18 protein-coding genes are annotated in these 21,760 nt (G+C 69.5%); 17 read left to right on the top strand and 1 reads right to left on the bottom strand.

Annotated features, from left to right (window positions below; all coding sequences use genetic code 11):
- Window positions 1-52 precede the first annotated feature (52 nt).
- On the top strand, window positions 53-2,350 hold the full coding sequence (locus AC6I0Y_RS05485; RefSeq protein WP_497733618.1) for a ComEC/Rec2 family competence protein: 2,298 nt from the start codon (window positions 53-55) through the stop codon (window positions 2,348-2,350).
- A gap of 4 nt (window positions 2,351-2,354) precedes the next feature.
- A complete protein-coding gene (gene holA / locus AC6I0Y_RS05480) occupies window positions 2,355-3,341 on the top strand; it encodes a DNA polymerase III subunit delta (RefSeq protein ID WP_160707408.1) in 987 nt (328 codons plus the stop codon).
- A 59-nt stretch (window positions 3,342-3,400) separates the two neighbouring features.
- Here holA and rpsT read toward each other — a convergent pair whose 3' ends face one another.
- Window positions 3,401-3,925: a 30S ribosomal protein S20 gene (gene rpsT / locus AC6I0Y_RS05475; RefSeq protein ID WP_497733616.1), complete on the bottom strand. Its 525-nt coding sequence runs from the start codon at window positions 3,923-3,925 to the stop codon at window positions 3,401-3,403.
- A 366-nt stretch (window positions 3,926-4,291) separates the two neighbouring features.
- On the opposite strand from rpsT, the gene lepA reads away from it, so the two are divergent.
- The 15 genes from lepA to AC6I0Y_RS05400 all read left to right on the top strand — a co-directional run bounded on the left by lepA (window position 4,292) and on the right by AC6I0Y_RS05400 (window position 21,739).
- Window positions 4,292-6,094, top strand: a complete 1,803-nt coding sequence (lepA, locus tag AC6I0Y_RS05470) for a translation elongation factor 4 (protein ID WP_160707404.1) — start codon at window positions 4,292-4,294, stop codon at window positions 6,092-6,094.
- A gap of 276 nt (window positions 6,095-6,370) precedes the next feature.
- Window positions 6,371-6,598, top strand: a complete 228-nt coding sequence (locus AC6I0Y_RS05465; protein WP_497733612.1) for a hypothetical protein — start codon at window positions 6,371-6,373, stop codon at window positions 6,596-6,598.
- A gap of 82 nt (window positions 6,599-6,680) precedes the next feature.
- Entirely contained in the window at window positions 6,681-7,067 is a 387-nt protein-coding gene (locus AC6I0Y_RS05460) for a helix-turn-helix domain-containing protein (protein ID WP_497733609.1), read from the top strand.
- On the top strand, window positions 7,067-7,684 hold the full coding sequence (locus AC6I0Y_RS05455) for an ATPase (RefSeq protein WP_497733607.1): 618 nt from the start codon (window positions 7,067-7,069) through the stop codon (window positions 7,682-7,684). The genes AC6I0Y_RS05460 and AC6I0Y_RS05455 overlap by 1 nt, the downstream gene beginning before the upstream one ends.
- Complete coding sequence (gene dusB, locus AC6I0Y_RS05450; protein WP_497733605.1) at window positions 7,684-8,715, top strand: tRNA dihydrouridine synthase DusB; 1,032 nt, start codon at window positions 7,684-7,686, stop codon at window positions 8,713-8,715. The genes AC6I0Y_RS05455 and dusB overlap by 1 nt, the downstream gene beginning before the upstream one ends.
- Window positions 8,696-9,808 carry a radical SAM family heme chaperone HemW gene (gene hemW / locus AC6I0Y_RS05445; RefSeq protein ID WP_497733603.1) on the top strand — a complete coding sequence of 371 codons (1,113 nt, stop codon included), beginning with the start codon at window positions 8,696-8,698 and terminating at the stop codon, window positions 9,806-9,808. Before dusB ends, hemW begins: the two co-directional genes overlap by 20 nt.
- 112 nt (window positions 9,809-9,920) lie before the next feature.
- The gene (locus AC6I0Y_RS05440) at window positions 9,921-10,463 is read left to right on the top strand and encodes a flavodoxin family protein (protein ID WP_497733601.1); all 543 of its coding nucleotides are present in this window, start codon (window positions 9,921-9,923) and stop codon (window positions 10,461-10,463) included.
- 16 nt (window positions 10,464-10,479) lie between these two features.
- Window positions 10,480-10,929 carry a low molecular weight protein-tyrosine-phosphatase gene (locus AC6I0Y_RS05435; RefSeq protein WP_497733599.1) on the top strand — a complete coding sequence of 150 codons (450 nt, stop codon included), beginning with the start codon at window positions 10,480-10,482 and terminating at the stop codon, window positions 10,927-10,929.
- 21 nt (window positions 10,930-10,950) lie between these two features.
- Window positions 10,951-11,943, top strand: a complete 993-nt coding sequence (locus AC6I0Y_RS05430) for a DUF4031 domain-containing protein (protein WP_160707386.1) — start codon at window positions 10,951-10,953, stop codon at window positions 11,941-11,943.
- Window positions 11,944-12,457: 514 nt separating this feature from the next.
- Window positions 12,458-13,645 (top strand): helix-turn-helix domain-containing protein, encoded by a 1,188-nt coding sequence (locus tag AC6I0Y_RS05425; RefSeq protein WP_497733598.1) that lies wholly within the window; start codon window positions 12,458-12,460, stop codon window positions 13,643-13,645.
- Window positions 13,646-14,063: 418 nt separating this feature from the next.
- Complete coding sequence (locus tag AC6I0Y_RS05420) at window positions 14,064-15,332, top strand: hypothetical protein (RefSeq protein WP_497733596.1); 1,269 nt, start codon at window positions 14,064-14,066, stop codon at window positions 15,330-15,332.
- Between the two features lie 2 nt (window positions 15,333-15,334).
- Window positions 15,335-17,929, top strand: a complete 2,595-nt coding sequence (locus tag AC6I0Y_RS05415) for a type IV secretory system conjugative DNA transfer family protein (protein ID WP_497733594.1) — start codon at window positions 15,335-15,337, stop codon at window positions 17,927-17,929.
- 634 nt (window positions 17,930-18,563) lie between these two features.
- Window positions 18,564-18,779 (top strand): hypothetical protein, encoded by a 216-nt coding sequence (locus AC6I0Y_RS05410; protein WP_160707376.1) that lies wholly within the window; start codon window positions 18,564-18,566, stop codon window positions 18,777-18,779.
- 7 nt (window positions 18,780-18,786) lie between these two features.
- Window positions 18,787-19,176, top strand: coding sequence for a PrgI family protein (locus AC6I0Y_RS05405; RefSeq protein WP_160707374.1), 390 nt, complete (start codon window positions 18,787-18,789; stop codon window positions 19,174-19,176).
- On the top strand, window positions 19,115-21,739 hold the full coding sequence (locus AC6I0Y_RS05400; protein WP_497733591.1) for a VirB4 family type IV secretion system protein: 2,625 nt from the start codon (window positions 19,115-19,117) through the stop codon (window positions 21,737-21,739). The genes AC6I0Y_RS05405 and AC6I0Y_RS05400 overlap by 62 nt, the downstream gene beginning before the upstream one ends.
- The last annotated feature ends 21 nt before the right edge of the window (window positions 21,740-21,760 follow it).

Genomic DNA, 21,760 nt, shown 5'->3' with positions numbered 1-21,760 from the left:
GCGCACCCGGCCTGCGCCACGCAGCGTCCGCCCGAGCCTTCCGCCGCTGCTCGTGCTTGGGCTTGGCACCTGGGGCGGCGCGGCAGGCGCTTACGCGCTCGCGGCCTCCCTAGAGCCCGCCGCACTGCTCGCGCTCTCCCTCGTCGCGCTCCTCATCGCCATGGCAGGTGCCGTCCTGTGGGCGCGCCTGCGCTCGCCGGCGCTCGCGTGCCTGGCCCTCGGAGCCGTGCTGGGTGCTGCCTGCGGCCTCGTCGGCGCGCTTGACGCACGATCCACGGCGGTCGAGCAGCCCCAGTGGGGCACCTGGCACCTCACGCTCGTCGACGACGCGCGCGAGGCTGATCGCGGCCACCGCGCCCTCGCGCGCGTCCGTGACGCTGGCGGACGCGCCCTCCTCGTCAGCCTCAACCTCCCTGAGGGAGGGGAGGGCCTGCTCGCAGGCGACGTGGTTGAGGCCCGTGCCGCCCTCAAGCCTACCGGCGAGGAAGCCGGCGGCTACAGCTGGCAGCGCGGCATCGACGGGCGAATGACCGCGAGCGCCTGGGAGCTCCTTGTGCCTGAGGGCGCGCTCGCCCCGCTGCGCGCCCTCAGGCGGAAGGCCATCGAGGGGCTGGCACGCTACGGCGGATCAGGCGCCCCGCTCATGCAGGCGCTCGCCTGCGGCTATCGCGCGCCGCTGGACGCCGTGGGCGGCTACGGCGCCTACCAGGCCTGCGGCCTTGCGCACCTCGTGGCGGTGTCAGGCGCGCACCTCTCGCTCATGGCGCTCGCCTGCGGCGGCCTCATGCGCGCGTTCCGCCTGCCGCGGCAGGCCCAGGCGATCACCACCCTTGCCCTCATCGGCGGCTTCCTCGTGTTCTCCGGCATGCCCGTCTCGGCTCTGCGCGCCGCGCTCATGACCGCATCATCCCTCGGCGCGCTCTTCGCGCGGCGCCGGCCGGCCGCGCTCTCGGCCCTCGGAGGCTGCCTCGTCGCGTTTCCCGCCCTCGATGCGCCGACGGCCCTCTCCGCGTCTTTCACCTTATCCGCCGGCTCCACCCTGGGGATCGTGCTCTTCGCGAGCCTCATCGCATCCTGGCTCTCCTTCCTTCCCGGACCGCTGCGCAAGGCGGTGGGCGAGCCGGCGGCGCTCACGCTCGCCTCGGCCGTGGTCACGCAGCCCTACGCCGCGGCGCTCTTCGCGCGACTGCCCCTCATCGCGCTGCCCGCCAACGTCTTAGCCGCGCCGCTGTTCGTCCTCGCCTGCCTGGCGAGCCTTGCCTCCGCCATCGCCGTCGCGCTCGCATCAGACGCGGCTGGGCCCCTCGTCGCGCTTGGCGCGGCGGCCACGCTTCCCCTCAGCATCGCGACGAAGGCGCTCGCCGCCCTGCCGCAGGCAAGCATCCCCGTCGACCTTGGCGTGCTGCCCATGGCGGCGCTCTCCTGCGGGATGGCGGCGGCGCTCTACCGCGCCTGGCCCCAGCCGCGCCCCCGTGCTGTCATGGGCGGCGCCGCGGCGGGAGGCGCGGCGCTTGCGCTGGCCCTCCTCGTCCTGCCCCTGCTCGCGCCTACGCAGATCATCATGCTCGACGTGGGGCAGGGCGATGCCATCCTCCTGCGCAGCGGCGGCGCGACGATGCTCGTGGACACGGGAAACCAGGACAGCCGCCTTTTGCGGGCACTCGCTCGTCACGGCGTCTGGCGCCTCGATGCCGTGGCCGTGACCCACGCCGATGACGACCACTGCGCCTCCCTCGGCGCGCTGGCGGGCACCGTGCCCGTGGGCCGCGTCATCATGGCCGCCGACGCGCTTGGCTGCCCCTGCCCCTCCTGCACGGCCCTGCGCGCGGAGGCGGCCGCCCTCGTCGGCGAGGCGGGGATCGTGGGCGTGGAAGCGGGAGACAGCCTGACCTGCGGCGCGTTGGACGTGGCAGTGCTCTGGCCACGCGCCTTCGCCGAGGAGGGCGGCAACGCCGACAGCCTCTGCTTGCTCGCCACGGCGAAGGCCGACGGGGAGGGGAGGAGCTGGTCGGCCCTGCTCACCGGGGACGCCGAGGCGCCCACGCTCGTCCAGCTGGCCGACGCGGGCGCGCTCGGACGCGTCGACGTGCTCAAGGTGGGCCACCACGGCTCGGCCGTCTCCCTCGACGGCGCCCTCGCACGACGTCTCGCGCCGGCGGTGGCCCTCGTGAGCGCGGGAGAGGGCAACCGCTACGACCACCCGCGCCCCGAGCCCCTCGCCGCCCTCGACGCCGCGGGCGCGACGACCTTCCGCACCGACCGCCACGGCGATGTCACCGTCACCTTCACGCCCGACGCCCTGCGCGTGGACGCCCAGCGGCCCGCCGGTGGGGAAAGTCGGGTAGAATAGCGCTATGGCTACCTCGAAGAAAAACGACGCGCTCCTTCCCGCCTACCTGGTGGTGGGGGAGGACTCCCTCAAGCGCCAGGCTGTGCTCGCCCGGCTGCGCACGCGCCTGTCGGCGCTTGGCGATATGGAGTTCAACTCCGATGACCTGGACGGCGAGACCGCCGTCGGCGCCGACATCGTCACCTCCTGCAACACCATCCCCTTCGCGAGCGACGCGCGCCTCGTCTACGTGCGCAACGCCGAGAAACTCAAGAAGACGGACTCCGAGGCGCTCGTCGCCTACCTCAAGTCGCCCTGCCCGAGCACCGTCCTCGCGCTCGAGGCGGAGAAGCTCGCGAAGAACACGCGCCTCTACAAGGCCGTCGCGGCCCTCGGCAAGACGGCCGTCATCGACTGCGCGCCGCCGAAGCGCGTCGAGCTGCCGCGCCAGGTGCGCGCCATGGCGGTCACCCACGGCGTCACCTTCACCGACGGCGCGGCGGTCAAGCTCATCGAGCTGGTGGGGGAGGACACCGTCCACCTCGACAGCGAGATACGCAAGATCGCGCTCGCGCACCGCGGAACCGCCGCCGTCACCGATGCGGAGGTGGCCTCCCTCACGGCGCGCACGGCCGAGCCCAAGCCCTGGGAGCTCGTCGACGCGTTCGCCGCACGCGACCTGCGCGCCTCCCTCGACTGCCTCAGTCGCATGGAATCCGCCTCGCCCCACGCGCTCATCGCCATGTGCGCAAGCCGCCTGCGCGAGCTCATGTGCGCCCAGGCGATGGCAAGGCGCGGCAGCGGGCTGCCCGGGCTCGCCCAGGCGCTCAAGCTGCCCGACTGGCGCGTGAAGAACCACCCCAAGTGGGCGCGCCTGTTCACCGCCGAGGAGCTGCGCGCCGCCCTCGCCTCGGCTCGCGACGCCGAGCAGGCCATGAAGAGCGGATCAGACGCCGATGCCGTCTTCCGCGACTGGCTCATCGCCATCACCTCGCGCCGCCCGCTCGTCTAGGGGCATGAAAAAGGGCCCCGCGATGCGGGGCCCTGCGCGTCTCCGGATGTGAGGCGAGCCTACTCGGCAGCCTCCTCGGCCTCGCCCTCGGCGGCCTCGGCAGCAGCGGCCTCCGCCTCGGCCTTGGCGGCCTCAGCAGCCTCCTTGGCCTTGCGCTCGGCGGCCTTCTTCTCCTCCTTGAGCTGCTTCTCGCGGCGCTTCGCCTTCTCCTTGGACGCCTCGGCCATGGCGGCCTTGCGGGCGGCCTTGGCCTCGGCCTTCTTGGAGCCGGTCTTCTGGGCCTTCGGGGCGGCCTTCTCGTAGGCGGCGATGTCCTCGGCCGTCACCACGGTGTTGGCGAGCGCCATGATGCCGCTCTTGCGGTTGGCGGCCTGGTTCTTGTGGATGATGCCCTTGGAGGCAGCCTTGTCCATCAGGCGGCACGCGGCGCACGCGGCGGCGTAGGCAGCCTTGCCGTCGCCCTCGGCCACGGCCTCGCGCACGCGGCGCACGGCGGTCTTGAGCTCGGACTTCACCATGCGGTTGCGCAGGCGGCTCTTCTCGTTGGTGATGATGCGCTTCTTCTGGGACTTGATGTTAGCCATGGGATGATTGCCTTTCTCGCGTTCGTTCGGTATCCCGTATGCGGTATCCAACGACACGAACGCGCAGCGGCCAAGGCGCCGCCTGAGGCACATCGTGCGAGCGGGAGGCGGGCGGGATTTCTCCGTCTCCTCGACCCGTCGGGCGCTTCGTCCCCGGGTCGCCAGCGAGCGTCATCTCTAAGCGCAGCCACGTCTGCAGATTTGGCGGTGGAATCACCGCGCGTACGTATCGCTGGATACACAATGCGATAGAATACCAAAGACCTGCGGCAACGCGCAAAGGAAATTTCCCTCGCCGGGGAAAATCCCCGCGATTCGTCCACAGATCCCTTCGCTGCCCGTACCCGCGAACCACGGAAAGAAGCCATGACCGACCTCAGCCACATCCGCAACTTCTCCATCATCGCCCACATCGACCACGGCAAGTCGACGCTGTCCGACCGCATTCTCGAGCTCACGGGGACGGTGGCCAAGCGCGACATGCAAGAGCAGCTGCTGGACTCCATGGACATCGAGCGCGAGCGCGGCATCACCATCAAGAGCCAGGCGGTCCGCGTCATGTATACGGCCGACGACGGCAAGGAGTACCAGTTCAACCTCATCGACACGCCCGGCCACGTGGACTTCACCTACGAGGTGTCGCGCAGCCTGGCCGCCTGCGACGGCGCGGTGCTCGTGGTGGACGCCACCCAGGGGGTGGAGGCCCAGACCGTGGCCAACGCCATGCTCGCGATGAACGCGGATCTCGAGATCATCCCGCTCATCAACAAGATCGACCTGCCCGCCGCCGAGCCTGAGCGCGTCAAGCAGGAGATCGAGGACGGCCTGGCCATCCCCGCCGATGACGCGGTGCTCGCGTCCGGCAAGACGGGGGAGGGCGTGCACGACCTGCTCGAGGCCGTCGTCTACAACATCCCCGCGCCCGTAGGCGAGGCCGACTCGCCCCTGCGCGCGCTCATCTTCGACAGCTACTTCGACGCCTATCGCGGCGTGGTGGCGCTCATCCGCGTGGTGGACGGCTCGCTTCGCAAGGGCGACAAGATCCGCATGATGGCCACCGGCACCGAGGCCCTCGTGGAGGAGGTGGGCGCGCGCCGCCCCGCCGAGTGCGCGCTGCCCTCGCTCAACACCGGCGAGGTGGGCTATCTGGTCACCGGCTTGAAGGACGTCTCCCTCGTGAAGGTGGGCGACACCATCACGAGCGTCACCGGCGGCGTGGACGAGCCGCTGCCGGGCTACCGCGAGGCCAAGCCCATGGTGTTCACCGGCCTGTTCCCCATCGAGGGCGACCAGTACGAGCCGCTCAAGGAGGCGCTCGAGAAGCTCTCGCTCAACGACCCGGCGCTCGTCTGGGAGCCGGAGACCTCCCACGCGCTCGGTTTCGGCTTCCGCGTGGGCTTTCTGGGCCTTCTGCACATGGAGGTGGTCAAGGAGCGCCTCGAGCGCGAGTTCGGGCTCGACCTGCTGGCAACGGCGCCGTCGGTTGAGTACCACGTCTACCTCAAGGGCGGCGAGATGGTATCTCTCCACTCGCCCCAGGAGATGCCCGACCCCGGCTCCATCGAGCGCATTGAAGAGCCCTACCTCAAGGCGAAGGTGCTCATCCCGCCCGACTACGTCGGCGCGGTGATGGATCTCACCGTGGCGCGCCGCGGCACCTTCGTCACCATGAACTACCTGTCGCCCACCACGGTGGAGATGCTCTGGGAGATACCGCTCTCCGAGCTCATCATGGACTTCTTCGACAAGCTCAAGTCCAACACGAAAGGCTATGCCTCCCTCGACTACGAGTTCTTGGGCTACCAGCCGTCATCCCTGGTCAAGCTTGACATCTTGCTCTCAGGCAAGCCCATTGACGCGCTGTCGTTCATCGTGCACAAGGACAAGGCCTACGATCGCGGGCGGGTGCTGTGCGACAAGCTCAAGGAGATCATCCCGCGCCAGATGTTCGAGGTGCCCATCCAGGCGGCCATCGGCGGGCGCGTGCTCGCGCGCCAGACGGTGAAGGCCAAGCGCAAGGACGTGCTGGCCAAGTGCTACGGCGGCGACATCACCCGCAAGCGCAAGCTTTTGGAGAAGCAGAAGGCCGGCAAGAAGCGCATGAAGGCCATCGGCAACGTGGAAGTGCCCCAGGAGGCGTTCATGGCCATCCTCAAGGTGGACGAGTAGCCGCGGCGCGCCACGCCCGCCGCGAGCGAGACGCCGCCGACCCCTGGGCCGAGGGGGCCCGACCGGCCGCCGAAGCGCGCGAGCCGCGTCGTCAGCCGCGCGCCGAGGAGGGCAGCTGGCTCGACGACGCCTTCGACGAGCGCAAGGCCGCCGCGGACCTGGAGCAGGCCAAGGCGTTGCCCCTGCTCGGCTGCGGGCTCGTCGTGGCGGTTGCGGCCGCCCTCGGCCTCATCGTCTTCGCCTTCGCCGGCATCCTGGGCGCCCTGGGGGCCTGAGATGAGCGCCGACGACGTCATCCTCATCGCCGTCGGCGCGCTCTTGCTCTTCTTCGCCGTGAGCTTCTGGCAAGGTGACGTGCGCCTGCTCAACGGCTTGGACGAGAAGGCCCTCTCCACCATGGACGAGGAGGCTCGCCGCCAGGCAGGCCGGGCGCTTGCCTGCTTTCTCGGCCTCGTTTCCCTCATCTGCCTCGCCGCCGCCCTCGGCCCCAAGCTGGCTGGATAGCCGCGGCGCTTGCCCTCCCGCGATGGTTTGTTTACTATTGCGATTGGAAAATATTTTTGTCACGCAATAGATGGAGGTATCCATGATCAGCACGAGCGAGGCGGGGGAGAGGCTCGGCGTAAGCGCCGCCCGCGTGCGCGCGCTGCTCGACGCAGGCGCGCTCCGCGGCGCCAAGATCGGCCGGATCTGGGCCGTCGACGAGGCGTCGGTGGCCGCGCGGCTCGCATCGCCCGTGCAGCCGGGCCGTCCTCGCCGCGAGCACGCGGCCGCGCCCACGGAGCTGCCGAAGCTTGAGCCCGAGGCGCTTCATCGCCTCTACGACGGCTGCCGCGAGCAGCTGGCGGGCTCTTTCGGCGTCGACGCCGTCCGCGCGGCACGCACTCCCGAGGAGGCACGCTTCTACATGGCCGTGGCCTCGTTCTTCCTCCAGGAGCGCCAGCGCGCGCTCATCGACGAGGGCGTGTTCTGATGCCAAGCCAGCCGCTCTACCTGCTGTTCGCCGGCGTGAACGGAGCGGGGAAGTCGACGCTCTACCGTTCGGGCCTCTGGCAGCGGAACGCACCGGCACCCGAGATACCGCGCGTCAACCCCGACGAGATCATCGCCGCCCGGGGCTGGGACTGGGCCGATCCTGCGCATCAGCTGCTCGCCGGAAAGGAGGCCGTACGGCTCATCCGCGACCACCTGGCCGCCGGCCGCTCGTTCAACCAGGAGACGACGCTCTCGGGGCGCTCGGCGCTGCGCGTCATCAGCGATGCCCACGAGCGGGGCTATCGCGTCGTCATGCACTACGTGGGCGTGGAGAGCCCGCAGATCGCGAACGCGCGCATCGCCCATCGGGCCAGCTGCGGCGGCCACTTCGTCGATCCGGCGCTCGTCGAGCGGCGCTGGGAGGCCTCGCTTGCGAACCTTCGCCAGGCGCTCCCGCTCTGCGACGAGGCCAACCTCTTCGACAACACGGGCCTGCTCACCCACGTCGCCTGCGCCCAACGCGGCACCCTGATCGAGTCGAACCGCGACGCTGCGGCCGCGACCTGGCATCAAAAGGTCATCGACTCGCTTGCGAGCAAGGAGGGAACCACCTGATGGACGGCTTGTTTGAGGGATACCGGGTGCTGCTGGCCCCCATGGCGGGCGTCACTGACGTGGCGTTCCGCGCGCTCTGCCGCGAGCAGGGCGCCGACCTGGCCTTCACCGAGATGGTGTCGGCCAAGGGGCTCTCGTATGCCAACGAGAAGACCCGGTGCCTGCTGGCGCTCGCGCCGGGTGAGGATAAGGTGGCCGTGCAGCTGTTCGGCCACGAGCCCGATGTGATGGCGCGCGAGGCCGCGTGGATCGAGGACGAGATGGGGGATGCGCTCGCATATCTCGACGTCAACATGGGATGCCCCGCCCGCAAGATCGTGACCAAGGGCGACGGCAGCGCGCTCATGCGCGAGCCGGAGCTGGCCGCGGCCATCGTCGCGGCCGTGAAGGCCGTCGTCGCGCACCCCGTGACGGTGAAGTTCCGCCGCGGCTGGGCCGAGGGCGACGAGACGGCGCCCGAGTTCGCGCGGCGCATGGAGGCGGCCGGTGCCGATGCGTGCGCCGTGCATGGCCGCTACGCGCTCCAGCTCTACCGGGGGAGCGCCGACTGGGGCGCCATCCGGCGCGTGCGGGAGGCCGTGGCCATGCCCGTGGTGGGCAACGGCGACATCCGCAGCGGGGCCGACGCCGTGCGCATGGCGGGCGAGACCGGCTGCGACGCGGTGATGATAGCCCGCGGGGCCGAGGGTAACCCCTGGCTGTTCGCCCAGGTGAAGGCCGCGCTGGCAGGGGAGGAGCCCCCTGCGGCGCCCACCATCGCCGAGCGCATCGCGCTCGCTCGGCGCCATGCGCGGCTGCTCGAGCAGCGCGAGGGGCGCAACATCGTGCGCATGCGCAAGCACGCCATGTGGTACCTGGCGGGGCTTCCCGGCGCCGCTGCGGCGCGCGGGCGCATCAACTACTGCACGAGTCTCGAGGACTTCGACGCCGTCTTCGACGAGCTGCTGGCCATCGCCTGCGCCCACGGGAGCGCCCCGGCCGCGGGACCTGTCGAGCGAGAGGGGAGCGACGATGCCCCACGATCCCTATAGGGCCCTCTACCTGCACCTGCCCTTCTGCGTGCGCCGCTGCGGCTACTGCGACTTTGCCACGAGCGCCGTGGAACGCGACTCTCCCGCCATCGACGAGTACGTGGAGGGCCTGGTGCTCCAGATCCGCCGCAAGGCCCGCGAGGGCGAGCTGGCGGCCGTCGAGACGGTCTACCTGGGCGGCGGCACGCCAAGCCACGTGGGCGCGCGGCGCCTGTCGAGCCTGCTCTACGCCCTGTCGCTGTCGATGCGACTCGAGCCGGACGTGGAGTGCACCATGGAGGCGAACCCGGAGAGCCTCGAGGCGCGCCTCGTGCGCGACGTGTGGGCCCTCGGGGTGAACCGCCTGTCCCTCGGCGTGCAGTCCTTCGACGACGACGTGCTGCGCGTCCTCGGACGGGCCCATGACGCCGAGGGGGCCCGTCGCGCTATCAGCGCCGCCCAGGAGCGCTTTGAGAACGTATCGGTGGACCTCATGTGCGGCATTCCCGGGCAGAGCGCCGCGTCCTTCGAGGCGAGCGTGCGGGAGGCGGTCGAGCGCGGGGTGACGCATGTGAGCGTCTATCCCCTTATCGTCGAGCCGGGCACCGCCTTCGACCGGGCCGTGCTGCGCGGCGAGATGGCCGAGCCCGACGACGACGCCGAGGCCGAGGCCATGGAGGCGGCGCGCTCGGTGCTCGAGGGGGCGGGCTTTCATCGCTACGAGGTGGCTAGCTACGCGCGGCCCGGCTTCGAGTGCCGCCACAACACCGCCTACTGGATCGGCTTGCCCTACCTGGGCCTCGGCCGAGCCGCCGCCACCATGACCCAGAACGCCGAGCGACGCATGCGCGTGACCGACGGTCAGGTAACCGACGACCTCGATCCACGCCAGATGGCGGCCGAGGATCTCATGCTCGGGATGCGCCTGGCGGCAGGCGTAAGCGACGAGTCGGTGACCCGCGCGGCCGCCCTCATCCCCGAGGTGCCCGACGCCTTCCGCGAGCTGGAGGCCCTCGGCCTCGTGCGCCATGCCGAGGGCCGCTGGCGACCCACCGACCGCGGCTGGCTCTGCGGCAACGAGCTCTACGGGCGGCTGCTCGACCTGGCGCCGTAGGGGAGCCGGCAGCCGGCGGGGTGGGCGGGCGCTCCTCCCGCAGGCTGGCGCCCTTCGAGGAGGGCTTATAATGGTCTGCGACAAACCACAGAACCCGGAAAGGAGAGAGGTCATGGCGAAGAAGATACTGGTGGTGCACGGAAGCCCCCGCGTAAACGGCAACTCGGCGCAGCTTGCCGATGCGTTCACCCGCGGCGCCGAGGACGCCGGCCACGAGGTCACGCGCATCGAGGCGGGGCGGGCCGACATCCGCGGCTGCCTGGCCTGCGAGTACTGCTTCAGCCATGAGGGAGCCTGCTGCCAGCAAGACGCCATGCAGGAGTTCTACCCGCTGCTGCGCGAGGCTGACGTCATCGTCTGGGCCACGCCGCTGTACTGCTACAACTACCCGGCCCAGCTGCGCGCCTTCCAAGACCGCATGTTCTGCGGCATCGCGAAGCCCTTCGGCGTCAAGCAGACGGGGCTCCTGCTGTGCTTCGAGGACAAGGACGAGAAGCGCGCCGAGCCGCTGCTCGACGTCTACCGCGTCAACACCGCCTACTGCGGCCAGGAGAGCATCGGCGAGGTGGTGGTGAAGGCCGTCTATGAGGTGGGCGCCATCGCCGGCAACCCGGGCCTTCAGGAGGCCTACGACCTGGGGGCCTCCCTTGCCTAGGACAGAGGGGCGCGCGGTGCGCGTCCTCTTCGTCTGTCACGGCAACATCTGTCGCTCGCCCATGGCCGAGTTCGTCCTGCGCGACTTGGCCGAAAAGCGCGGGCTGAGTGAGCACCTGGTCATCGCCTCGGCCGCCACGAGCTCTGAGGAGCTCGGCAATCCGGTGCACCCAGGCACACGGCGCATCCTGGCCGCGCACGGCATCTCCTGCGAGGGCAAGACGGCACGCCGCCTGCGTGCTGACGACTATGATGCGTGGGACCTTATCATCGGCATGGACGAGGCTAACGTCCGCAACATGGAGCGCCTGTTCAGCGGCGATGCCGCGGGTAAGGTGCACAAGCTGCTCGCGTACGCCGGCAGCGAGCGGGATATCGCCGATCCCTGGTACACCGGCGACTTCCAGGCCACCTACGACGACGTTCGCGACGGCTGCGAGGGCCTGCTGGCCTTCCTGCGCCTCTAGACGCAGGCTAAGGAGGATGTGATGCCCGAGCTTGGCGGAGAGATAACGTCCCTGGTGGGCGACTTCGGCCCCGAGGCGGCGCGCAAGATGCGCATCGCCTCGTACCGGGCCGCGTTCGCTCAGGCCGTGCGCCATGTCTGGCGCCATGACCCGCTCGCTGCCGACTACGTGCTCGCCCACGTGAACGGCTTCTACATCCACAAGGACGACACGCCGCGCAAGAGCGCCTTCCGCGACCGGGACCATATCCTTTGCACCGTCTATGCCGACGACGGAACCATCCGGTCGGACATCGACGCGCGCCAGGAGCTGCTGCGCCTCGCGCTCGCCCGGGAGGGCATTCACTACGACGAGCTGCGCATCCTGCCGTCGAAGTTCGACATGCGCGCTCGACGGCCGTATCCCGAGGCCGTCGAGCGCATCGCGCGCGTCATGCGCGGCGAGCTGCCCGAAGGAGGCGTGCGCACAACCGACGAGCGGCCCGATCCGCCCTCGGCCGCCACGGTGGAAGACGCCACGAGCCGGTTGGAGGATCCGCGCCTCGCTGAGCGGCTGCGCGAGGCGATGCTTGCCGGCGTGACGAATGGCGCGGCGGCGGGGACGGGAAGCGCACGCAGCGCATCCTTGGCGCCTTCGCGTGAGGCCCACGAGCTCCAAAGGCTCAAGCGGGCCTTCTGCCAGGTATTCGGGGAAGATGCCGAGGAGCTGCTCGCATCGGTGCGCGGAGCGGCCCTCGACCCCGTGCGATGGGAGAACGACCGGCAGCGTCGCGAGGGGCACGAGCGCTGGTGGTGCCATCTCTACGCCGACGACCCGCGCCTTCTGCGCGCCGTCGTCGAGCACGACGAGGAGCTGCGTGCCCACGCGCGTGACCTCGGCCTGCGCATCCAGGCCATTCAGCTCCACGAGCCCTTTGACGTCATCCGAAACGCGCACGCCTTCCCAAGGGCTGGTTATCCCATACCACTCGGAACGATAACGCCGAGCGCCGATCCGTTCAATGAAGAAGGCTAGCCGAACGGTTTCCTTACGCTCGTGTAGCCATCCTGGTACCGCGTTCCCGAAGGATGGGGAGAGGCGCGGCGGCAGAATCCACGTGCAATGACCTGGCGGCAACAGGACGTCGTTTTCTTGGTTATAGGTTTACATAACATATAAATCAAGACAGTCGACAGGCAAGAGAGGGCAAAAGAAGGCTTTGAACTGGAGAAACGCCTGGCAGAGAGCCCGAAGCCGCCGTGCCGGTTTGACTCGCCCGTTGCCCATCCGTAAGAATGGGCCTCGACAAGTCGCGGACATGCGAAGGGCCCTCTCGCGAGGGCCCTCGTACCCCGGCTGGCATCGGACGCTCCAACGCCGATGCCGCCTAAGCATCAATCCTTAGAGACATTAAGGACGTGCCTGAAGTGAATTATCACATGGCGGAAGCGCGCCCAAAGCGGCGTGCAAGCGAAGCACACCCAACTACAGAATTTAACCACAGGCCCAGGGCATCCTGGGCCTTCGCGTCTATGGGGAGGGGGTGACCATGGACGTCTCAAACCTGATCGAGCTCGAGGGCATCCGCAGCGAGGGCTACGGCATCGTCGCCAAGGCGCCCATGCGCGACAAGCGCCTCACCGCAGAGGCCAAGGCCATCTACGCCTACCTCTGCTCGTACACCGGCGCCGGCAGCTGCGCCTTCCCGCCACTCGCCCTGATGCTCGAGGAGCTGGGGATGGCCCCGAAGCGCTACTACAAGCACCTGCGCCACCTCACGGCCTACGGCTACGTCAAGGTGCACACGCGCTACAAGGCAGCCGGCAAGAGCCGCGAGACCAACGTCTACGAGATCGTGGACATGCCCGAGGTCGACGTCGCCGAGCTCGCCAAGCTCGCCCGCGCCAAGGCCACCGACGGGGAGGCGCCGGAGGCGCCGGGCGACGCTACGGAGGGCATGGGGCCTGGAGCTGGCTCCATTGTGGAAAACTCGCAAAACCCCAGGTCAGTTGATATTGGTCATTTTGACCAACATCAAATTGTGGAAAACTCCGACGACCGGCAAAACCCCAGGTCAGTTGATATTGGTCATTTTGAACAAGTTCAAATTGAACAAGTTCAAAACGACCAAACAATAATTAACAATCAATATAATTATCAATCTATAGATCCGGCCGCGCCCCAGCACGACGCCGGGGAGGATCCCTTCGCGCAGCTCTGCCGGATGTCTCTCAAGCCGCCCGCCTCATCGACGCTCGCCCTCGCCCGCCGGGAGTGGGAGGGCAAGCTCAGCGACGGCCTCACCCCCGAGGCGATCCTCGACGCCTACCGCGCCTACCGGACGCGCTACAAGGCGAGCAACCCCAGCACCACCCGCTACGCGAAGCAGCTCCACGACTGGCTCTCGTCCCCGGACGGACTCGCCTTCGACCTCATCGACGCTCCCGAGGACGGGAAGGACGAGGCCGAGCTCACCACCGAGGAGCTCCGCGTCCTGCGCACCGCCTCCGAAGACGAGCGCGAGCGCGCCCTCGCCAAGGTCGATGCCGACTACGCAGAGCTGATGCGGCTCAACCGCGAGGCCCCCACCGAGGAGGAGCGCGTTCGCGCCTTCGCTGCGGCTACCCTGCGCGCCGGAAGGCCGTCCTGCCGTAAGGCGACGGCTCGCCGCCTCATCCGAGACAGGGCACGTGCCGCCAGGCGCCCCGCCGTGACCGAGAAGGAGGCAGGACGATGACAAGTGGCAGCCCCATACCGCCGCCCGAGGCCGACGCCACAGCGCCCGGCGAGCAGACGCGCGAGCTGCGCGAGGGCCTCGACGCCCTCGGGATTCCATGGGAGGACGCCTCGGACGCCCCGGGCGGCGACGGCGTGCGGATCGAGCGGACGAGAATCATGCGCGGCGAGGCCGTGGCCGCCTCATGCGTCATCGGGCCGGGGACGTGGGGCTACCCCCGTCGGCTTGAGTGCAGGACGCCATCTCCGGAGGGCCCCCTCGACAGGCCGATGACGGCGCGGGAGGTCTTGGATGGCGCGCGGGGTGCTTTGTACGACACGAAACAAGCGAGCGCCCCGCGACCCCGCCGACGTGGTTGAATCAACGGAGCTGAGGGCGCCTGACGCCCAACGGGAGACTGGGAAGAGAGGAGAGAGACATGCCTGATGCCGGAGACGACATCTCAGCCGCGATCCTGCGTGACGGGAAGCAGGCGCTGCTCGACCTCGTCCGGGGCCTGGACGGCGGCGGGCGCTCCAGCGCGAGCGGGATCCGCCAGGCACTCGGGGCACGCGGCGGAGCGGAACGCCGCGAGGCGCGCGAGGCGGAGGCACTGTTGACCGACGAGGCCTTCGACACCTCCGAGGACGCCGCCGTCCCTGGCACGGCTGAGGCGCCGTGCGAGCTCGTCTACCTCGAGCCTGAGGACGAGGAGGCCTTCCTGGCCATGCTCGACGAGGCCGAGGTGGAGCACCTCCCCGCAGAGTCCCTGGACTGGATCGACCCGCCTCTCGTCGAGGGCGCGCGCTGCCACGTCCTTCCCGACCGGGAGCCCGCCGCGTCGATCCACGCGCCCTTCAGCCGCGTCGACCATGCCACGGCGCGCTCCTCGACGGGCTACATCCGCCTAGCCGAGGCCATCCGGCGCGCGCCCGACCTCAAGGAGCTCATCGAGCTCCAGTCGATGGAGGAGGTGTTCGCCAGGCGCGACCTGGCCGCCGCCGCGTCCGGCCTGGCTCCGGCCCCGGCCGGTCGGGGAACCGTGCGGCTCCAGGTGCGGACGCTGCCCTTCGACCGCGACTGCCGCTACTTCCGAAACCTCCTCAAGGGCGCCGGCATCGCCGCGGCCTGCTCCGTCGCCGGCGGCGTCGCGACCTTCGAGGTCGACGCCGCCCAGGCCCCGGCCGCCCTCGCCCTCGTCGAGAGCCAGATGTCGGTCGCGAACATGGGCCCCGAGCGCTTCGCCAACCTCGAGGAGTTCCGCTCCGCCGCGTGCCCCGAGTGCCTGGCGGCCCCCGGCGAGCTGATGCCCGTCCTGAGCCTGGCGACGCCGGAGGCGGCGGCCTTCGCCAAGGAGGCCCTCGCCCAGTGCGGGGTCTCCTACGAGGCCCACGCCGAGGAGGGCGTCGAGTACGTCAAGCTGACCGAGCCGGACTGGCGCGAGCGCCTGGCCGAGTCAGACCTCGCCTCGCTGCTTCGCGACGAGGAGCGCAGCCGGGAACTCGCGAGGGACGCCGCGGCGCGGCTCGACGCGAGCCGGGGCGGCAGCATCGCCGGCGAGGCGACGTGCGCCCGAGAGGCGGCGAGGAAGGCGCGGGGCGAGGGCCGTGCGCCCTACACGCCCTCCGTCGACCGCGTGGAGGGCCGCAGGATGGCGAGCGCCCACGAGACGCTCGCCCCGGAGAGGTCGAAGGTGGTGAACAGGTAGGCATGAAACTGAAGGAAGCCGTCCGCAGGGCCCCCTGGGCCGTCGCCGTGCTCGCGCTGTCCTGCGCGGCGGGGCTGCTCGCGGCCCGCGTCGCCACCCACGGGATGGCGTACTCCGACGAGCTCGTGACGGGGCTCGTCCTCGGCATGTCCTCGCTGCCCGGGGCCGTCGCGGGCGACCCGCTCACCATCAGCTGGCACCTGCCGGCGGTCTCGGCCTCCTTCGCCGTGGTGGCCGGGGCCTGCGCGCTCGCCACCGCCGTCTCCGCCGCCGGGGCCTTCCGGGGCCGCTACGTCACGGGCGAGGAGCACGGAGCGGAGCGCCTGGCCACGGAGGAGGAGGCCTCCTCCCTCATGGACCACCGCCACCACTACAACAACCTCCTCTACTCGGAGCACAGCGGCATCGTCCTGGACGCCTACGACGGCAAGACGCGCGCCGCCCAGGCGTCGCGCAACATGAACTGCTACACCATCGGGACGTCGGGCCTCGGCAAGACCTACCACCTGTGCATGCCCGACATCATGCAGTCGGTCGGCGACGCCCTGACGCCCGTGCGCCCAGGGCCCGTCGGCCTCCTCGAGCACATCGCCGGCCGGCCGCTGCTGCCCACGGCCAACCGCCGGCGCTCGAAGGACGGCCTCGGCGAGGGCTACGACATAATCCACACCGACCCCAAGGGCGACACCCTGCGGGACATGGGCAACATGCTCGCCGCGGCCGGGGTCGAGGTGAAGGTCATCAACACCATCGACTTTCGCGGCCTGCGCTACAACCCGCTCGCCTACATCCCCGTGCACGAGACCGACTCCAAGGACGCCGCTGAGACGTCGTGCTCGGTAAGCGTCCGGGCGCGCTGCCACGCCGAGGACGGCGCTTGGCGGGAGGAGTCCGTCGCCTTCGAGGGGGAGGGGGCCCTCACCGCCGAGCACCCCGCGCGGGAGGCGCATGACGCCGAGTCGGCCATCAGGGCCAGCGCCAGGGCGACCTACGAGACGCGCGGCGACGCGCGGCGGCAGGAGGGGGCCGGCGAGGCCGGGGCGCCCGCCTCGGCCGAGGCCGTCGCCGCGGGCTTCGGCTACCGGCGGACGAGCATCGACTACGAGATCCTCGTCGAGTCCTACAACCCGCACGGGGAGGCCGACGTGGAGGTGAAGATCGTCCTCGACCGCAACGTGATCCCTGCGGACGACAACGCCATGACCATCGAGGGCCGCTACAAGGGCGTGGAGGCCACGGCCGAGGACGACGTCGTGACCGTCTGCATCTCCGGCCTGCCGGCGTTCCGCGCCGGCGAGCCGCGGCCCGTCAGGCTCACGCTCCGGTGCGTCATCGCCCCCTTCCGGGTGCCTGACGGCGTCATGCTGACCAAGACGGTGAACTGCCTCGTCGCCAACCTCAAGACCGACGACAAGGCCCAGTCCACCAGCGACCCGTTCTGGGAGGACACCAAGCGCCTCTGCCTCATGTCGCTCATCGCTTACGCCATGGAGGCCTACGACGACCCGCGGCACTGGACGCTGCCCGTCTGCATGGACCTGCTCGACCTGGCCACCCCGGAGGGCAATGACATGTCCCGGCCCTCGCCCCTTAGCATGCTGATGCGCCGCTGGGAGGAGGGGGAGTACCTCGAGCCCGAGCGCGCGCCCCAGGGGCGCTCCCAGCGATCCGGGACGCGTGCGTCCGGCGGGCGCGTGGTGCGCGCCGCCAACGTGCCGCACTCCAAGTCCTCCTCGTTCGCCCTTCACTGCTACAACGCCTTCGCCTCAGGGGCTCCGGAGACCGTCCAGAGCGTCATCGTGACGTGCCAGGCCGCCTTCGTGAACCTCCTGGCCCCCGACGTGCGCGACATGCTCTCCGCGGACGAGGTTCACCTGGAGACGCTGGGAGACGCGGGCCAGAAGCAGGCGCTCTTCATCGTGACGAAGGACACCGACAGCCCCTACGACTTCCTCACCGCGCTCATCATCTATCAGGCCCTCGACCTCACCCTCGACAAGGCCTTCAAGCGCTACAGCGGGCGCCTGCCGCGGCATGTGCGCCTCGTCATCGACGAGGCCATGACCATCGGCAAGATCCCCATCCTCACCCGCGCCATAGCGGTCGTGAGATCGAGGAACATGTCCATCTCGATGTACATGCAGTCAAAGGCCCAGGCGGAGCTCGTCTACGGGGAGAAGGAGGCCTCGGTTCTCTTCGACAACTGCTCGACGATGTGCTTTCTGGGCTCCAACACGCCCGACGTGCTCGAGGACGTGTCGAAGAGCATCGGCGAGGAGACGGTCTACGCCCGCATCACCAACCGGACGTTCGGGTCGGGGGCGGTGCCGCAGTCGAGCTCCGAGTCCATCCAGTCCCAGGGCCGCGCCGTGCTGTCCGTCGCGCAGCTCAGGAAGATGCCCAACGACGAGCTCGTCGTGCAGATCAGCGGCCTGCCCATCATCAGGGACAAGAAGTTCCGCACGAACCGCCACCCGTACTACTGCTACGTGTCGAGCTCGCACCCCCGCTCAATCCTCATGCCGCTCCCGCGCTTCGCCGAGCGCTTCGACTTCGAGGAGTACCGGCGCCGGAGGGAGGCGGAGCGGATGGGCTGAGACGAGAAAGGCGCCCCCTGGGGGACGCCTTGAGGTCGGTCACCCCCGCCCGTGCTTTGATCCGATACGGGCTCCACCCCTCACGGGGCCTTGGGCGGGGGCTTTAAGGAAGGTATCCCGTTCCCGGAGGAAGACGGGACGCCAAGGGGAAGTGTACCCCATGGCGGCCGGCGAGGCAAAGGCGCGTCGGCGCAGATGGAAGGAAGGTGTTGAAAATGGGCTAGCGGCAGAGAAGGAGGTCGCCCGCCTCCCCGACTCCAAGGCACTCGGGGAGGCGCGGGGGAAGGTGTCCCGCCCCAGAGGGATTTAGGCCGCGCAGGCGGCCCATAGAAGGAGAAGGCGCGCCGCAGGGCGCATGCGAGGGAGGAGGATCAAAGAGAGAGGAAGGGCCGCCGCGAGGACGCGGCGGCCCGAAGACCGAACCCGGGGGCCCGGCCGCCTGGGAAGACGACGGGGACGACCCGAGAGCGAGCATCCGGCGGCTGAACAGCTGGCAGGCCCCGGCCACCTGATGCGAGACGTATCTTACCCCATAACGCGGCCCAGGAGGGTCGCGCCCAGGCCCCGCGGGCGCGGGGCCATCCCCCCGTCATCCCAGCGCCGGCGGCCCCCTTTCCGAGGAAAGGGAAAAACAATGGCAGACATCAAGGCAGTGCTGCTGGGCATCTGCGGCCTGGTGGCCGCGCTCGCCCTCATTTTCGGCTTGCTCATCTACGCGCAGAACCAGCTCGCCTCGGGCGGGCAGGGTGGCGGCATGGCCGAGGCGCACCTCCAGAAGTGCGCCATCGCCTTCGTCGCCGCGGGCGCCGCGGCCGCCGTCGTGCAGGCCACCAACTTCGCCATCGGCTAGGCGAGCCATGGCCTCCATAAAGATCCACCAGGACACGTGTAATTTTGAGCGACGACGGCTCGGCTTCACCACGCGCCAGCTCATCGCGCTGGGCGTGGCCGCCGGCATCCTCGGAGCCTCGCTCTGGCTGCTGCTCGTGCCGCTCGGCGTGTCCGTCTCGGTCGCCCCCGTCCTCGCCGTCATCCCGGCCATGCCCGCGGTCATAGCGGGATTCGCGCCGCTCTACGGCATGCCGGCGGAGGTGTTCGTCCGCCGCGCCGTGGAGGGCGGGCAGAGGGGAGCGGTCATCACGTTCAAGCAGGAGCAAGCAGAGATCGAGGAAGGGGAGATCACCCGTGCCCATGCCAAGTCTAAGAAGAGGAAAGGCTGCGAGCGAGCCTGCGGAGGGCGCGCCTGAGGCGCGGCTGTGCCCGTCTTGCCGCGCCAAGGTCGGCGAGAAGGCCGTCTACTGCCCCGACTGCGGGGTCAAGCTCTCCGTCGCCGAGAGGGAGGCCCGCCGCCGCGCGGCCGGCAAGGCGCCGAACCCCAAGAGGGCCGCGAGGGCGCTCGCTCGCTCCACCGGGCGCGAGCCGATCATGACGACGAACGACCTCGTCGGCTTTGAGCTCATGTACGAGGACGGCGTGGCCGAGCTGCCGGGCGGGCGGTTCAGCCAGACCCTCGAGTTCCAAGACGCATCCTATGAGGGCGAGCGGCGCGACGTTCGCGACGACATCTACGACAAGTGGCAGCAGCTGCACGCCTCCATGCCCACCTCGTGCGTGTACACGATCAACCTGGTCAACTTCCCGGAGGACCGTGCGGCCGTCTCGCGCCGGGCCCAGCTCGCCCCGGTCGTGGGGGAGTGCGCCGAGCTCGCCCGCGAGTACAACCGCATCGTCGAGCGCAAGCAGCGCGAGGGCCGTCGCGACCTGCGCCGCCGCAACTTCCTCACCTACTCGGTCGCCGCCTCTGACCTGGAGGGGGCCTCCTCCCAGCTGGCGGCGCTGCGCGAGTCGGTGACGAAGCACTTCGGGCGCCTCCAGGTGAGCGTCGCGCCCCTGGACGGCCAGGAGCGGATGAGCGTGCTCCACAAGCTCATCCGGGGCGACGAGGAGCCCTTCCTCTTTTCCTACGAGCGCCTCGCCTGCCGCGGCCGCGCCCGCGACTACCTGGCTCCCACCTGGGCGGCGTACCCGGACGACGACCGGCTGCTGCGGCGCAAGATCATCATGCCGGGCCACCAGGTGAAGGTTCTCCACATCCGAGACTTCGGCAGCGAGCTCTCCGACCGCGCGATACGGCTCATCCGGTCGCTGCCGATCCCCATGAGCATCGCTCTCACGTTCGCCCCCCAGCCGAAGTCCAAGACGCTCAAGGCCATCAGGAACAACATCAACGTCACTCAGGCCGAGATCCAGGACATGCAGGCCAAGATGAGCGCCGCGGGCGTCGACTTCACGCGATTGCCGCCAGCCCTCGAGGAGAAGGAGGAGGAGGGCCGCGAGCTGCTCTCCTTCATCCGGGAGGAGGATCAGCTCCTCTCCCACTTCCAGGGCCTCATCACCGTCTACGCGAAGTCCGACGCGGAGATGGAGCGATACGTCCGGCTCATCGTCGACGAGGCGCAGGCGTGGTCTGTCGACGTCGTGGAGCTGCCCACCTACCAGGAGGACGCCTTCGTGTCCGGGCTCCCGCTGGCGCGCACGCGCCTGGAGGGCCACTTCCGCTCCCTGGCGACCTCCGAGGCGGCCATCATGGTGCCCTTCGCCGCCGAGGAGGTCTACCACGACCCGAAGCGGAGCTTCTTCTTCGGGGCGCACGGCACGAGCCTCGCACCGCTGTTCCTCTCGCCGGACGAGCTCAAGAGCCCCCACACGATGATCTATGGCATGACCGGCTCGGGCAAGGGCATGATCGTGGAGTCCATCCTCACCTGGCAGCAGCTCATGTGGCCTCGAACCGCAGAGTCCCCCGACCCGTCCTGCGCGGCCAAGGTGTGCGCCGACCCCTGCGCGCCCCAGTGGTTCGTGTTCGACATGCACGGCGAGTACCGCGCGACCGGCGAGGCGCTCGGCGGCACCGTGACCAGCTTCGGGCCCGCGTACGAGAACCGCCTGAACCCCTTCGACCTTGGCGACGGCAACGGCGAACTGTCGATGAAGGAGGTGCGAAAGAACACTGACTTCTTCCTCGCCCTGGCCCAGGACGTCATGGACAGGGGCCTCTCCAAGCAGGAGGAGGGTATGATCTCGCGCTGCATGGGCATCGTCTACGAGCCCCATGTGGGCACGACCGGCCGCCCGACGCTCTCCGACTTCTACGACGCGCTGGTCGCCCAGGGAGACGAGGTGGGCGAACACATCGCCGCGGCGTTCGAGTCATACTCGATCGGCCTCATGAACTGCTTCGACGGCGCCACCAACGTCGCCGACTCCCCGTACCTGAACATCTACGACTGCTCGGAGCTCGGCCGCAACCTCCAGACGCTCGCCCTGCTCTCCATGCTCCAGCACGTGCGCAACGCCGCCTTCGCAAACCACCGGGTCGGGCGCCCCACCTACGTGGTGGTGGAGGAGTTCCAGGTGCTCTTCAGCAACCCGGCCGCCGTCAACCTGCTCGACTCGTTCTTCGGCGAGCTGCGGAAGTTCGGCCTGCACATGATCTGCGTCACCCAGCACCCGACCCGCGTGCTCGAGCACCCGATCGCGAAGCATCTCTATGAGAACACGGGGCTGCTCGTGTTCCTCCCGATGCAGGTCGGCAATGCCGAAATGATCGCCGACACCTTCGCCCTGTCGTCCTCCCAGCGCGACTGCATCGACGCGCGCACCGACCCGGGCAAGGGGCTCATCATCGCCGACGGGATGAAGATCCCGTTCAACTCCCGCATCGACGCGGGCATCGACAAGAGGCTCTACGAGCTCTGGAACACCGATGCTGACAAGTACGCGCGCCGCGAGGGCGCCGAGGAGGAGTAGGCGGCATGGCACGCGGCGCCG

The sequence above is a fragment of the Adlercreutzia sp. St.1H8 genome (assembly GCF_059728655.1).
This window is presented reverse-complemented; position numbering and strand designations above follow the sequence as displayed.